General features: G+C 74.7%; 9 protein-coding genes and 1 pseudogene. 2 read left to right on the top strand and 8 right to left on the bottom strand.

What is annotated here, in order from left to right; all coding sequences use genetic code 11:
• Positions 1-45: 45 nt before the first annotated feature.
• Both ACQPXD_RS11290 and ACQPXD_RS11285 read left to right on the top strand, forming a co-directional pair.
• On the top strand, positions 46-1,581 hold the full coding sequence (locus ACQPXD_RS11290; RefSeq protein ID WP_432837452.1) for a long-chain-fatty-acid--CoA ligase: 1,536 nt from the start codon (positions 46-48) through the stop codon (positions 1,579-1,581).
• A gap of 2 nt (positions 1,582-1,583) precedes the next feature.
• Positions 1,584-3,680, top strand: a complete 2,097-nt coding sequence (locus tag ACQPXD_RS11285) for a DUF6351 family protein (RefSeq protein WP_432837450.1) — start codon at positions 1,584-1,586, stop codon at positions 3,678-3,680.
• Positions 3,681-3,737: 57 nt separating this feature from the next.
• Here the strand turns inward: ACQPXD_RS11285 and ACQPXD_RS11280 are convergent, their stop codons facing one another.
• From ACQPXD_RS11280 to hpnD, 8 genes and pseudogenes are all read right to left on the bottom strand, one after another.
• Complete coding sequence (locus tag ACQPXD_RS11280; protein ID WP_432837448.1) at positions 3,738-5,519, bottom strand: 1-deoxy-D-xylulose-5-phosphate synthase; 1,782 nt, start codon at positions 5,517-5,519, stop codon at positions 3,738-3,740.
• 4 nt (positions 5,520-5,523) lie between these two features.
• Positions 5,524-6,528: an adenosyl-hopene transferase HpnH gene (gene hpnH / locus ACQPXD_RS11275; RefSeq protein ID WP_432837446.1), complete on the bottom strand. Its 1,005-nt coding sequence runs from the start codon at positions 6,526-6,528 to the stop codon at positions 5,524-5,526.
• Between the two features lie 2 nt (positions 6,529-6,530).
• Complete coding sequence (gene ispH / locus ACQPXD_RS11270) at positions 6,531-7,481, bottom strand: 4-hydroxy-3-methylbut-2-enyl diphosphate reductase (protein WP_432843802.1); 951 nt, start codon at positions 7,479-7,481, stop codon at positions 6,531-6,533.
• Between the two features lie 309 nt (positions 7,482-7,790).
• Positions 7,791-7,979: pseudogene (locus ACQPXD_RS11265) on the bottom strand (hypothetical protein); the annotation flags it as partial.
• Positions 7,976-9,880: a squalene--hopene cyclase gene (shc, locus tag ACQPXD_RS11260; protein ID WP_432837444.1), complete on the bottom strand. Its 1,905-nt coding sequence runs from the start codon at positions 9,878-9,880 to the stop codon at positions 7,976-7,978. The pseudogene ACQPXD_RS11265 and the gene shc, both read right to left, overlap by 4 nt.
• The gene (locus tag ACQPXD_RS11255) at positions 9,881-10,861 is read right to left on the bottom strand and encodes a polyprenyl synthetase family protein (RefSeq protein ID WP_432837442.1); all 981 of its coding nucleotides are present in this window, start codon (positions 10,859-10,861) and stop codon (positions 9,881-9,883) included. It abuts the gene before it with no gap.
• Positions 10,858-12,204: a hydroxysqualene dehydroxylase HpnE gene (gene hpnE / locus ACQPXD_RS11250; protein WP_432837440.1), complete on the bottom strand. Its 1,347-nt coding sequence runs from the start codon at positions 12,202-12,204 to the stop codon at positions 10,858-10,860. Before hpnE ends, ACQPXD_RS11255 begins: the two co-directional genes overlap by 4 nt.
• On the bottom strand, positions 12,201-13,073 hold the full coding sequence (hpnD, locus tag ACQPXD_RS11245) for a presqualene diphosphate synthase HpnD (protein ID WP_432837438.1): 873 nt from the start codon (positions 13,071-13,073) through the stop codon (positions 12,201-12,203). Before hpnD ends, hpnE begins: the two co-directional genes overlap by 4 nt.
• Between the last annotated feature and the right edge of the window lie 4 nt (positions 13,074-13,077).

Genomic DNA, 13,077 nt, shown 5'->3' with positions numbered 1-13,077 from the left:
GTCACACGTACCGCGATTCACAAATGGCGAATCCGGAGGCGTCCCATGTATCTGACCCAATTCCTGCACCGCGCCGTGCAGCACGACCCCCGGCGCGCCCTCACCGTCTTTGGCGAACGGACCCGCACCGTCGCCGAATCCGCCGACCGCGTAGCCCGGTTCGCCGCCGCGCTGCGCTCACTGGGGGTGCGGCCCGGCGACCGGGTCGGCATCCTGGCACTCAACAGCGACCGGTACCACGAATTCCTGCTCGCCGTCCCCTGGGCCGGCGGGGTGGTCAACCCGGTGAACGTGCGCTGGAGCGTCCCCGAGGTGGCCTACTCGCTCGTCGACTGCCGCACCGACATCCTGCTCGTCGACGACACCTTCGCGGGCGCGGCGGCCGAGCTGCGCCGGCACGTGCCCAACCTGGCGACCGTGATCTTCTGCGGCGACGGCCCCACCCCCGAGGGGGCGCTGAGCTTCGAGGACCTGGTCGCCGCCCACGAGCCGGTCGAGGACGCCCACCGGGCCGACGACGAGCTCTACGGCATCTTCTACACCGGCGGCACGACCGGGCGGCCCAAGGGCGTCATGCTCACCCACCGCAACATCGTCACCTCGGCGATGGGCGGCCTGGCCACGCTGCCGGTGGTCTCCCGCGGCGGCCGGCTGCTGCACGCCGCCCCGATGTTCCACCTGGCGGACATCGCCGCGTGGTCCATGGGCCTGCTCGCCGGGTCCACCCACGTCATCGTGCCCGCGTTCAGCCCGGCCCTCGTCGTCGAGGCGATCGTGAAGCACGACGCCACCGATGCCCTGCTGGTGCCGACGATGATCCAGCTGCTGGTCGACTCGCCGCAGGCGGCCGACGCCGACCTCGGCGCCCTGCGCGGCGTGCTCTACGGCGCCTCGCCGATTTCCGAGGCGCTCCTGCGCCGGGCCCGGGAGAGGCTGCCCAGCGCCGCCTTCACCCAGTCCTACGGCATGACCGAGCTCTCACCCATCGCCACCCTGCTGAGCCCGGCCGACCACGACGACCCGGTGCTGGCGCGATCCGCCGGCCGGGCCGTCGCCCACGCCGAGATCCGCATCGTCGACCCGGCCGGCGTCGAGGTGCCCCGCGGCGTGGTCGGCGAGATCGCCGTCCGCGGCGACCACGTGATGCGGGGCTACTGGAACAAGCCCGAGGAGACCGCCGCCGCGCTGCGCGACGGCTGGATGCACACCGGCGACGGCGGCTACATGGACGAGCGCGGCTACGTCTACATCGCCGACCGGATCAAGGACATGATCATCACCGGCGGGGAGAACGTCTACTCGATCGAGGTCGAGAACGCCCTCGCCAAGCACCCCGCCGTCGCCCAGTGCGCGGTCATCGGCCTGCCCGACCCGGACTGGGGCGAGCGCGTCCACGCCGTGGTCGTGCTCGCCCAGGGCGCCAGCGCCACCCCCGATGAGCTGCGCGACTTCTGCCGCGCCGACATCGCCGGTTACAAGATCCCCCGCAGCATCACGTTCGCCGGCGCACTGCCCATCTCCGCCGCCGGCAAGGTCCTCAAGCGCGAGCTGCGCCAGCAGTACCGCCAAGAAGGGAACTGATCTTGCGATTGCCCATGCTGACCGCCACCGGCACCGTCCTCGCGACGGCCGTGGCCCTGACCGGCGCGAGCTCGGCGGCCGCCGCCTCCGGCCCCGATCGGTCCCAGCCGCAGATCGCCGTCGTGTCCAACCCGGATCCGGGCCTGATCAGCGGCGGGGACGCGCTGCTGCGGATCACGCCGGCCGGCACCCGCCCGGTGCGGCTGACCGTGAACGGGCGGGTCGCCGACGGGTTCGCCCGCCAGCCCGACGGCACCCTGCTCGGCCTCGTCACCGGCCTGCGCGACGGGGCCAACCGCATCACCGCCGAGTCGCACGGCCGGGCCGCCACCCTGACCGTGATCAACCACCCCGCCACCGGCCCGATCTTCGCCGGCCCGCAGCCGATGCCGTTCTACTGCGAGACCACCGCCTTCGGTCTCGCCCCCGCCACGCAGCCGTCCTGCGCCGCCCCTGCCGTCGTCAGCTACCAGTACCACACCACGGCCGGCGCCTTCGCCCCGCTCGCCGACCCGGCCGCCCGCCCGGCCGACCTCGCCACCACCACCGTCGGCGGCCGCGCGGTGCCTTACCTCGTGCGGATCGAGACCGGCACCATCGACCGGGCCGTCTACCAGACCGCCGCGCTCTACGACGGCTCCGCCCCGTCGCCGCTGCGCCCCGACACCAGCTGGAACGGCCGCCTGGTCTACGCCTTCGGCGGCGGCTGCTCGGGCGGGCACCATCAGGGCTCCGCCACCGGCGGCGTGCTCAACGACCTGTTCCTGTCCCGGGGCTACGCGGTGGCCTCCTCCACCCTCAACGTGCTGGAGACCAACTGCAACATCCCGACCTCGGCCGAGGCCGCGATGATGGTCAAGGAGCACTTCATCGAGGTCTACGGGCCGGTGGCGCACACCATCGGCTGGGGCGCGTCCGGCGGCGGGATCCAGCAGTACACCATCGCCGACTCCTACCCGGGCATCCTCGACGGGATCATCCCCACCGTCGGCTTCCCCGACGCGTTCACCGCGCTCAAGGACGCCTCCGACTGCCGGCTGCTCGACCGCTTCTTCGCCGGTGCCGGCGGCTCCTTCACCGAGCGGCAGCGCCGCGCGGTGGCGGGCTTCGAGGACTACGACACCTGCACCTCCTGGGACACCTACTTCGACCTGGTCACGCCGACCGGCCGGTGCTCCACCGCGATCCCCGCGGCCGCGCTGTGGAATGCCACCACCAACCCGGGCGGCGTGAAGTGCACGCTGGCCGAGGCATACGCCAACCAGTTCGGCCGGGACCCGGCGACCGGCTTCGTGCGCGGCACGCTGGACAACGTCGGCGTGCAGTACGGCCTGGCGGCGCTGCGCGGCGGCGAGATCAGCGCCGCCCAGTTCGTCGCGCTCAACGCCGGCATCGGCGGCTACGACGCCTACGGCGCGACGGTGCCGGCCCGCACCCGGGCCGACGACGGCGCGCTGCGCGCGGCCTACCGCGACGACCTGCGCAACAGCGCGGGACTCGGGCTGCGCGCGACGCCGATCATCGACTACCGCCTGTTCATGGACTTCGACGGCCCGATCAACGACGTGCACACGGCCCAGTGGTCCTATGTCATGCGGGCGCGGCTGCAGGCGGCCAACGGTACCGCCGCCAACCAGGTGATCGTGGAGAGCCACACCACGCCCGACCAGGCCGCCGCCTCGGGCGCCTACGTGCTGTCGGCCATGGACCGCTGGCTCACCGGCATCGAGGCCGACCGCTCGGCGCGCAGCCGGCAGGCGAAGGTCATCGCCGACAAGCCGGCCGACGTCGGCGACGGCTGCTACCAGTCGGCGGACCACCGCATCCAGACTCCGCTGACCTATCCGGCCACCGGGCCGTGCGCGGCGAGCTACCCGATCGGTTCGTCCCCGCGCCTGCAGGCCGGCGAGAACCTGGCCCAGACCGCCCTCAAGTGCGCGCTGCGGCCGATCGACTTCGCCGACTACCAGGTGCGGTTCACCAAGGCCGAGCAGGCGCGGCTGCGCGCGGCCTTCCCGGCGGGCGTGTGCGACTACACCCGGCCCGGCCCCGGCCAGAACCAGCGGCCGGCGACCTGGATCGACTACGGCGACCACTGACGGTCGCCGATGAGCGGGGGCGGCGGCGCGATGACGCGCCGCCGCCCTCCGTCGTTTTCAGCGCGGCGGCAAGGCCTCGCGGACCTGCCGGGCGATCTCCCGGGCGTCCAGCCCGTGCTCGGCCAGCAGCGCGCCGCGCGAGCCGTGGTCCAGGAACTCCTGGGCCAGCCCGACCGTGCGGACCAGCGGCGCGCCCACCGCCCGGGCGGCCCGGGCCAGGGCGTCGCCGAAGCCGCCGGCGACCCCGCCGTCCTCCACGGTGACCGTGAGCCGGTGCCGGGCCGCGGCCTCGGCCAGGGCCGGGTCGACCGGCAGCAGCCAGCGCGGGTCGGCCACCCGCACCCGCACGCCGTCGGCGGCCAGCTCCTCGGCCGCGGCCAGCGCGGCGTCCGCGAGCGGGCCGGCGACGATCAGCAGCACGTCGGCGTCCGGCGGGTCGCGCAGCACGTCGGCCCGGCCGATCCGGCCGACCGCCGGCACCGGCTCGGCCACGTCGGCCTTGGGGAACCGGATCGCGCTCGGGCCGGGCAGCTCGACCGCCTCGCGCAGCAGGGTGCGCAGCGACTGGCCGTCACGGGGCGCGGCGACGTGCATGCCGGGGACGATGCCGAGCAGCGACAGGTCCCACATGCCGTTGTGCGACGGGCCGTCGCTGCCGGTGATCCCGGCCCGGTCGAGCACGAAGGTGACCGGCAGCCGGTGCAGCGCGACGTCCATCAGCACCTGGTCGAAGGCGCGGTTGAGAAACGTGGCGTAGAGGCAGACCACCGGGTGCAGCCCGCCCAGGGCGAGCCCGGCGGCGGACGTGACGGCGTGCTGCTCGGCGATGCCGACGTCGAACACCCGGTCGGGGAACGCGCGGGCGAAGCGGCCCAGCCCGGTCGGGTGCAGCATCGCCGCGGTCACCGCGACCAGGTCCGCCCGCGCGCCGGCGAGCTCGGCCAGCTCCTCGCCCAGCACGTCGGTCCACGAGCGGCGGGAGTTGCGGCTGGACGGGCTGACCGTGTGCATCCGGTCGAATTCCTCGGCCTCCGCCGCCGGGTACCCCTTGCCCTTGCGGGTGATGCAGTGCACGAGGACCGGCACGCCCTTGGCCCGGGCGGCGGCGAGGGCCTCCTCGACCGCGCCGGTGTCGTGCCCGTCGACCGGCCCGAGGTAGGCCAGGCCGAGCGCCTCGGTGAGCGCCGGCACGGCGGTGCCCGAGCGCAGCCCGGCGAGGTGGGCGCCGATGACACCGACGGTCGGCGAGTACGAGCGGCCGTTGTCGTTGAGCACCACGATGACCGGCCGGTCGACGGCGCCGCCGATGTTGTTCAGCGCCTCCCAGCACATCCCGCCGGTCAGCGCGCCGTCGCCGACGACGGCGACCACCGCGCGGTGCGGCTCGCCGCGTAACGCGAACGCCTTTGCCAGACCGTCCGCATAGGACAGTGCGGTGGACGCGTGCGAGTTCTCCACCAGGTCGTGCTCGCTCTCGGCCCGGCGGGGGTAGCCGGACAGCCCGCCGGCCTGGCGCAGGCTGGGCAGCGCCGCCGCCCGGCCGGTGAGCATCTTGTGCACGTAGCTCTGGTGGCCGGTGTCCCACACGATCGCGTCGCGCGGGGAGTCGAACACGCGGTGCAGCGCGAGGGTCAGCTCCACCACGCCGAGGTTGGGCCCGAGGTGGCCGCCGGTGCGGCTCACCGTGGCGATCAGCCGCCGGCGGATCTCCTCGGCGAGCGCGGGCAGCGCGGTGGCCGGCAGGGCGCGCAGGTCGGCCGGGCAGCGGACGCCGTCCAGCAGCGACTCCACCACCTCGACGACGGGGGTTACCACGCCCTCGGACACGTCGATCGCCATCGACTCACCCGCCCACGGCAGCGCGGATGGACTCCCGCAGCGACCCCATCGTAGCGATCACGGCGGTCGGCTCGTAGCCGCAGTGGGCCATGCAGTTGGCGCAGCGCGGATCCTTGCCCCGGCCGAACTTGTCCCACTCGGTGGAGTCGATGAGCTCCTTGTAGGTCTTGGCGTAGCCGTCGGCGAGCAGGTAGCACGGGCGCTGCCAGCCCAGCAGCGAGTACGACGGGATGCCCCAGGGCGTGCACTCGAGGTCCCGCTTGCCCTCCAGGAAGTCCAGGAAGACCGGCGAGTGGTTGAGCCGCCACTGGCGCCGCCGGTCGCCGCCGAAGGCCTTGGCGAAAAGCTCCCGGGTCTCCTGCACGCCCAGCCAGTGCTCCTGGTCCGGGGCCTTCTCGTAGGCGTACCCCGGGGAAATCTGCATATTGTCGACGCCCAGCTCGTTGTTGAGGTAGTCCAGGACCTCGATGACGCTCTGCGGCGTGTCGGTGTTGAAGAACGTGGTGTTGGTCATCACCCGGAAGCCGGCCGCCTTGGCCTGCTTGATCGCCTCGACCGCCTGGTCGAACACGCCCTCCTTCGACACCGACTCGTCGTGGCGCTCGCGCAGCCCGTCGATGTGCACCATCCAGGCGAAGTTGCGGTGCGGCTTGAACTTGTGCAGGTGCTTGGGCAGCAGGACCGCGTTGGTGCACAGGAAGACAATCTTGCGGCGGGCGAGCAGCTGCCGCACGATCTCGTCGATCTGCGGGTGCATCAGCGGCTCGCCGCCGGCGATGGACACCATCGGCGCGCCGCTCTCCTCGATGGCGCCGACCGCCTGCTCGACCGGCATGCGCTGCTTGAGCAGCGTGTGCGGCTGCTGGATCTTGCCGCAGCCGACGCACTTGAGGTTGCACGCGAACAGCGGTTCCAGCTCGACCAGCAGCGGGAACTTCTCCCGGCGCAGCAGCTTCTGCTTCACCAGATAACCGCCGAGCCTGATGGTCTGTCGCAGCGGCATGGCCATACTCAGCTCACCTCCTTCGGCAGCGTGAACCGGACGTCCTCGGTGGCGACGGTGACCTCGCGGGTGGTGACCGGGCCGAACCCGGCCAGCCCCGCGACGACGTCGTCGACGAGGTGCGGCGGGGCGGATGCCCCAGCCGTGATGCCTACCCTCCCGGCGCCGGCCAACCATTCCAGGTCGACCGCGCCGATGTCCTCGACCAGGTGCGCCCGCGCGCCCTCGCGCTGCGCGACCTCGACCAGGCGCAGCGAGTTCGACGAGTTGCCGGAGCCGAGCACCAGCACGAGATCACTCTGCCGGGCGACGGCGCGCACGGCCTGCTGGCGGTTGGTGGTCGCGTAGCAGATGTCCTCGCGGCGCGGGCCGGCCAGCGCCGGGAACCGCTCGCGCAGCGCACCGGCGATCTGCTCGGCCTCGTCGACGGCGAGGGTGGTCTGCATGGCGTAGGCCACCCGCTCCGGGTCGGGCGCGCTCACCCGGGCCGCGGCGGCCATGTCGCCGACCACGACGACATTGCCCGGCGCCTCGCCGACCGTGCCCTCGACCTCCTCGTGGTCGTGGTGGCCGATGAGGAAGACCGTCTCGCCGCGGGCGGCGTAGCGGCGGACCTCGTTGTGCACCTTCGTGACGAGCGGGCAGGTGGCGTCGATGACGTCGAGCTCGCGCTCCTGCGCGGCGGTGCGGACGGCCGGCGACACGCCGTGCGCGGCGAGGACCACCGTGGCGCCGCGCGGCACCTGCTCCACCTCCTCGACGAAGATCGCCCCGCGCTCGCTGAGCCGCCGCACGACGTGGGCGTTGTGCACGATCTGGCGGCGGACGTACACCGGGTGAGGGCGCATTTCCAGGGCCCGCTCGACGATCTCGATGGAGCGCTCGACCCCGGCGCAGAACGACCGCGGCCCGGCGAGCAGCACCTCCCGCGGGCCGACCGCGGCCGCCCACTGCTGCAGGGCCGGCACACTGCGGCGCAGCGACCGCAGCGCGCGCACCCCCCGCACGGTGGTGGCGGGCGACCACAGCGGCGCGCCGACCGTGTCGACGACGGCCCGCACGGCCACGAACGGGCGGCCGTCGGCGGCGCGCTCGAGCGTGGCGGTCTCCAGGTCCGCGGCGAGAGCCCCGGTGGCCGCGAGCCGGGCCCGGGCGGCGCCGGTGACGAGCCGGTCGCTGGTGTGCAGCGGGCCGACGTGGACGGTCAGCCCGAGCCGGCGCAGCGCGGCGGCGAGCAGCGGCGCCGACGGGCCTGCGCCGACGACCAGGTCGCCGCTGCGGACCTCCGCGCTGAGGCCGCCGGCGACGCCGGCCACGATGACCGCGTCGGCGCCGGCGAGCAGCTCCACGGCGTTGCGCACCGGCCCCATGCCGGTGCGGACGACCCGCAGCGGGGAGCCGGCGACCGTGACCGCCCGCCGCTCCACGCCCAGCGGCGCGTAGACGGTCGCGGTCATGAGCGGCCCGCCAGGTGGCGCCCGAGCGCGGTGACCGGGAAGACCAGGCGGTACAGGTGGTAGTTGATGTAGAAGTCGCCGGGGAACCCGGTGCCGGTGAACTCCGGCTCGTCCCAGGTGCCGTCGTCGCGCTGGGTGCGCACCAGCCAGTCGACGCCGCGCTCCGCCGCCGCGTCGGCGTCGGCGCCGCCCGCGGCGTGCAGCGCGAGCAGGGCCCACGCGGTCTGCGACGCGGTCGAGGCGCCCCGGCCGATCCACGCCGGGTCGCGGTAGGAGCGCAGGTCCTCGCCCCAGCCGCCGTCCGGGTTCTGGTGCTCGACGAGCCACCGCACCGCCCGGCGGATCGGCGCCGAGCCGCGCCGCACCCCGGCGGCGACGAGCGCCGGCACCACCGCGCCGGTGCCGTAGACGTGGTTGGCGCCCCACCGGCCGAACCACGACCCGTCGGCCTCCTGGTGGCGCAGCAGCCAGAGCACGCCCCGGCGGGCCGGCTCGCCGCCGGCCGCGCCGACCGCCGCGAGCATCTCCACGACGTGCGCGGTGACGTCCGCCGTGGGCGGGTCGACGACCGCGCCGAAGTCGCAGAACGGCAGCCGGGTCGGCATCAGCCGGGTGTTGTCGGCGTCGAACGCGCCCCACCCGCCGTCGCGGGACTGCATGCCGACGGTCCAGGCGACGCCGCGCTCCACGGCGGCCCGCACCGCGGCGGGGTCGGGGTGGGCCACCCGGCGCAGGCCGAGCACGATCTCGGCGGTGTCGTCGGTGTCCGGGTAGAGGTCGTTGGCGAACTCGAAGGCCCAGCCGCCGGGGGCCAGCCGGGGCCGGCGCACCGCCCAGTCGCCGCGCTCGCTGATCTCCTCGCCGAGCAGCCAGTCGGCCGCGGCCCGCACGGCCGGGTCGTCGGCGGGCACGCCGGCGTCGAGCAGCGCGATGACCGCGAGGCCGGTGTCCCACACCGGCGACTGGCAGGCCTCCAGCCGGCGCACGGTGCCGTGCGGGGTTTCCTCGCGGACCAGGAAGCCGTCCAGGCCGGCCAGCCCGGCCTTCATCGCCGGGTGGTCGTCGGAGTAGCCGAGCAGGTGCAGGGCGAGGAGGGAATACACCCACGGCGGCTGGATGCCGCCCCAGCCCCCGTCGGCCTCCTGCCGGTCCAGGATCCACTGCGCGGCCCGGTCCATCGCCTTGCGGCGCAGCCGGCGCGCCGGCCGCCGGCCGTAGGCGTGCAGTGCCCGGTCGACCCGCTGGAAGGCACCCGGCCAGGTCCACGGGGCGGCCGGGCGCGGCGCGGGCGCGCCGGTGCGCAGCTCATCGACGCCGAACGGCAGCGGACGGACCGGCCGCAGGGCGTTCACCACGGTCAGCGGTACCACGGTCTGGCGGGCCCAGCAGGCCCAGTCGTAGATGTTGAGCGGGAACCAGCGGGGCAGGAAGATCATCTCCGGGGGCATGTCCGGCAGCTCGTCCCACGACCACAGCCCGAACAGCGCCAGCCAGATCCGGGTGAAGACGCGGGTGCGCTCGAGCCCGCCGTGCGCGTGGACGAACTCCTGGGCCAGCCGCAGGTGGGCCGCGCCGGCCGGGTCGCCGGCCAGCCGCAATGCCACCCACGCCTCGACCGTCGTGGACAGGTCACCCGGCCCGCCGTGGAACGTCGCCCAGCTGCCGTCGTCGCGCTGCTGGGAGCGGATCCACCGGGCCGCCTCTTCGGTCTCGCCGGCCTGCCGGATGCCGAGGAACTCGCGCAGCAGCAGGTCCTCGGCGTCCATCGTGACGTTGGTGGCCAGCTCGCCCTTCCACCAGCCCTGCTCGTCCTGCAGCCCGCGCAGGTGCGCGACGGCGGCCGCCAGCGCCTCCTCGGCGCGCTCCCGCGTGGTGGCGCCGGACTTCACGGAGCTGGTCATTCACACCTCCCGGTCGATCATGAAACGGCCCAGGGCGAACAGCTCGTCGCGGACCCGGCCGGGCAGGTCGAGGCGGCCCAGCGCGGCCTCGCCCAGGGCCAGGCGCCGCTCCGCCTCGGCCAGGGCCCAGTCCCGCCCGCCCGCGGCCTCGACGGCCTCGGCCGCCCGCCGCACCGACTCCTCGTCGTCGCCCGGGTCGATGTCGGCGCCCTGCTCCAGCGCGTAGGTCACCGGCAGCGACTTCTTGTGCGCCCGCAGGTCGGAGTGGACCGGCTTGCCGGTGACCGCGGGGTCGCCCCAGATCCCCAGCACGTCGTCGACCAGCTGGAAGGCGAGCCCGAGCTGGGCGCCGAAGGTGGCCAGCCCGTCGACGGTGGCCTCCGGGGCGCCGGCGAGCACCGCGCCGATCGCGGCGCTGGCCGACATCAGCGCGCCGGTCTTGCCGCCGGCCATGTCGACGCACTCGGGCAGCGTCACCCGGTCGCGCTGCTCGAACGCGAGGTCCTGGACCTGGCCGCGGATGAGCTCGCGGGTGGCCCGGGCCAGCCGCAGCGCCGCCGGCGCGGCGGTGGGCAGCCCACTGTCGAGCAGGACCTCCTGGGCGAGCGCGAGCAGGGCGTCGCCGGTGAGGATCGCGCTGGACGGCCCCCACACCGCCCAGACCGTGCGGCGGTGCCGCCGCTCGAGGTCGCGGTCCATGTAGTCGTCGTGCAGCAGCGAGAAGTTGTGCACCAGCTCGACGGCGACCGCGCCGGGCAGGCCGATCTCCTCCGGCCCGCCCGCCGCCTGCGCGGAGAGCAGGGCCAGCGCCGGCCGGACCGCCTTGCCGTGGCTGGCGGTGGGCCGGCCGTCGACGTCGATCCAGCCGAGGTGATAGGCGGCCTGCTTGCGGGTCGACGCGTCGAGCCGGTCGAGCGCGGCGCGCATCGCCGGGGTGATCGCGTCGCGGCTGCGATGCAGGCTTTCCAACATGGTCGTCATGACGCCACACCGTCCAAAGTAGACATCCGCGGACTGAGGGCGCCGGCCGCGGCCGACTCGCCGCTGCGCACCGCGCCCTCCATCGTGGCCGGCCACCCGGTCGCGGTCCACGCACCGGCCAGCCACAGCCCCGGCAGCGCCGTGGCCGGGCCGGGCCGGTCCGCCGCGCTGCCCGGCGCCGGCCGGAACGTCGCGTGGCGCTCGCGGGTGACGAAGAAGTCGCGCACCCGGGCGTCGCGCGCCGCCGGCAGCAGGTCGGCCAGCGCCGGCATCATGATCGCGCGCAGCTGCGCCACCGGCGCGTCGATCAGGCCGTCGGCGGCCGACAGGGAGACGGCCAGATACTGCCCCTCGGCGAGCCCGGACTGCCGGGTCCGGTCGAAGACCCATTGGATCGGGGAGCCGACGGCGGCGAGGAAGCCGCCCTCGAGGACCGTCCGGTCGTACACCACGTGCAGGTTGACGATCGGCGAGCTGCCCAGCCGCGCCGACCAGCCCGGCGCGACCGCCACGCCGCCGGGCGGCAGGAGCCGCTCGGCGACGTCCGGCGGTGCCGCGACGATCACCTGGTCGGCCGGGTGCTCCGCGCCGCCGGTCCGCACGGACCAGCCGCGGCCGGCCGGCTCGACGGCGAGCACCTTGGCGCCGGTGCGCACGTCGACGCCGGCGGCCTCCAGGGCCGCCAGCGCCGCCCGGCCGTGCAACTCGCCGAGGGGCACCAGCGACCAGCCCAGGTCGGCCGCGCCGGCCCGGGTGAGCAGCCCGATCTGGAACACCGTCGCGGCGAGGGCGAGCGAGGCGTCGCCGGCCCGCGCGTTGAGCGTGGCCACCCCGACGAGGTCCCAGAGCCGCTCCACGGCGCGCGGGCTCTGCCCGTGCGCGGCGAGCCACGCGCCGAAGCTCTGCGCGTCGGTGGCGGCCGCGGCCGGGTCGACCCGGCGCAGGGCGAGGGCGGCGCGGACGAAGCGCAGCCGCTCGGCGGGGCGCAGCGGCGAATACCGCAGCAGGGTGGCGGCCAGGTGGCCGGGTGCCGGCAGGCCGGAGCGGCGCAGCCAGGTCGTCGTGGCGTGGCCGGGGGCGCGGACCGGGATCGCCAGCCGCGGTTGCAGGGTCACCTTGCCGTCCACTCCGAGCCGCTCCAGCAAGGCCAGGTAGGAGGTGCAACATCGCAGGAAGACGTGCTGGCCGTTGTCCACGTCGAGCTCGCCGCGGCGGAACGAGTGGGTGAGCCCGCCGAGCTTCGAGCGGCTCTCGAAGAGGGTCACCGAGGCGCCGGCGTCCGCGCAGCGCAGCGCCGCGGTGATGCCGGCGAGCCCACCGCCGACGACGGCGACCGTCGTCACGAGGCCACCCCCGACAGGGCGCGGGCCGCCACGCCGGCCTTCGCCCAGGCCGACAGCGACAGCCGCCGGTCGTACACCAGCTGCGGCGCCGCCTCGATGCGCGCCAGCAGCCGCCGGTAGATGCCGGCCATGGCCAGGCAGGAGGCGGCGCTGCGGCGGTCGAGCAGCGGGACCAGGCGCAGGCCGTCGGAATACCACCCGCGGGCCCGCTCGGCGCTGAACCTGATCAGCGCGGCCAGGCCGCCCTCCTTGTCGGTCAGCGCGCCGCGCTCGTCGAAGGCGAGGGTGACGCCGAACTGGTCGAGGTCGTCCTGCGGCAGGTACACCCGGCCGTTGCCGAGGTCCTCGCGGATGTCGCGCAGGATGTTGGTCTGCTGCAGGGCGATGCCGAGCGCGTCGGCGTAGCGCGCCGCCTCCGGGTGGGGCCGGCTGCCGAAGACGCCGAGGCAGAGCCGGCCGACCGAGCCGGCCACGCACCGGCAGTACACCTCGAGCTCGTCGAACGTGGTGTAGGTGCGGCCGGTCACGTCCATCTCGACGCCGTCGATGAGCTCGCCGAACGCGCCCAGCGGGACCGGGTAGCGGCGGGCGGCGTCGGCCACCGCGACGAGCACCGGGTCGGTGCTGGTCGCGTGGGCGGCGAGGTCGTCGCGCAGCGACTGCAGCGCGGCGAGCTTGTCGGCGGTGGGCAGGTCGCCGTCGCCGATGTCGTCGATGCGGCGGGCCAGCGCGTAGACCGCGCAGAGCACCGCCCGCTTGTCCGCGGGGAGCAACCGGATGCCGTAGTAGAAGTTGCGCGCCTCGTTGCGGGTGATCGCCACGCAGTGCAGGTAGGCCTCACCCAGGCTGCCCTTCATCGTGTCGGCCAACGTG

Origin of the sequence: Dactylosporangium sp. CA-092794, assembly GCF_050948465.1 — a bacterium.
GTDB lineage: Bacteria > Actinomycetota > Actinomycetes > Mycobacteriales > Micromonosporaceae > Dactylosporangium.
This window is presented reverse-complemented; position numbering and strand designations above follow the sequence as displayed.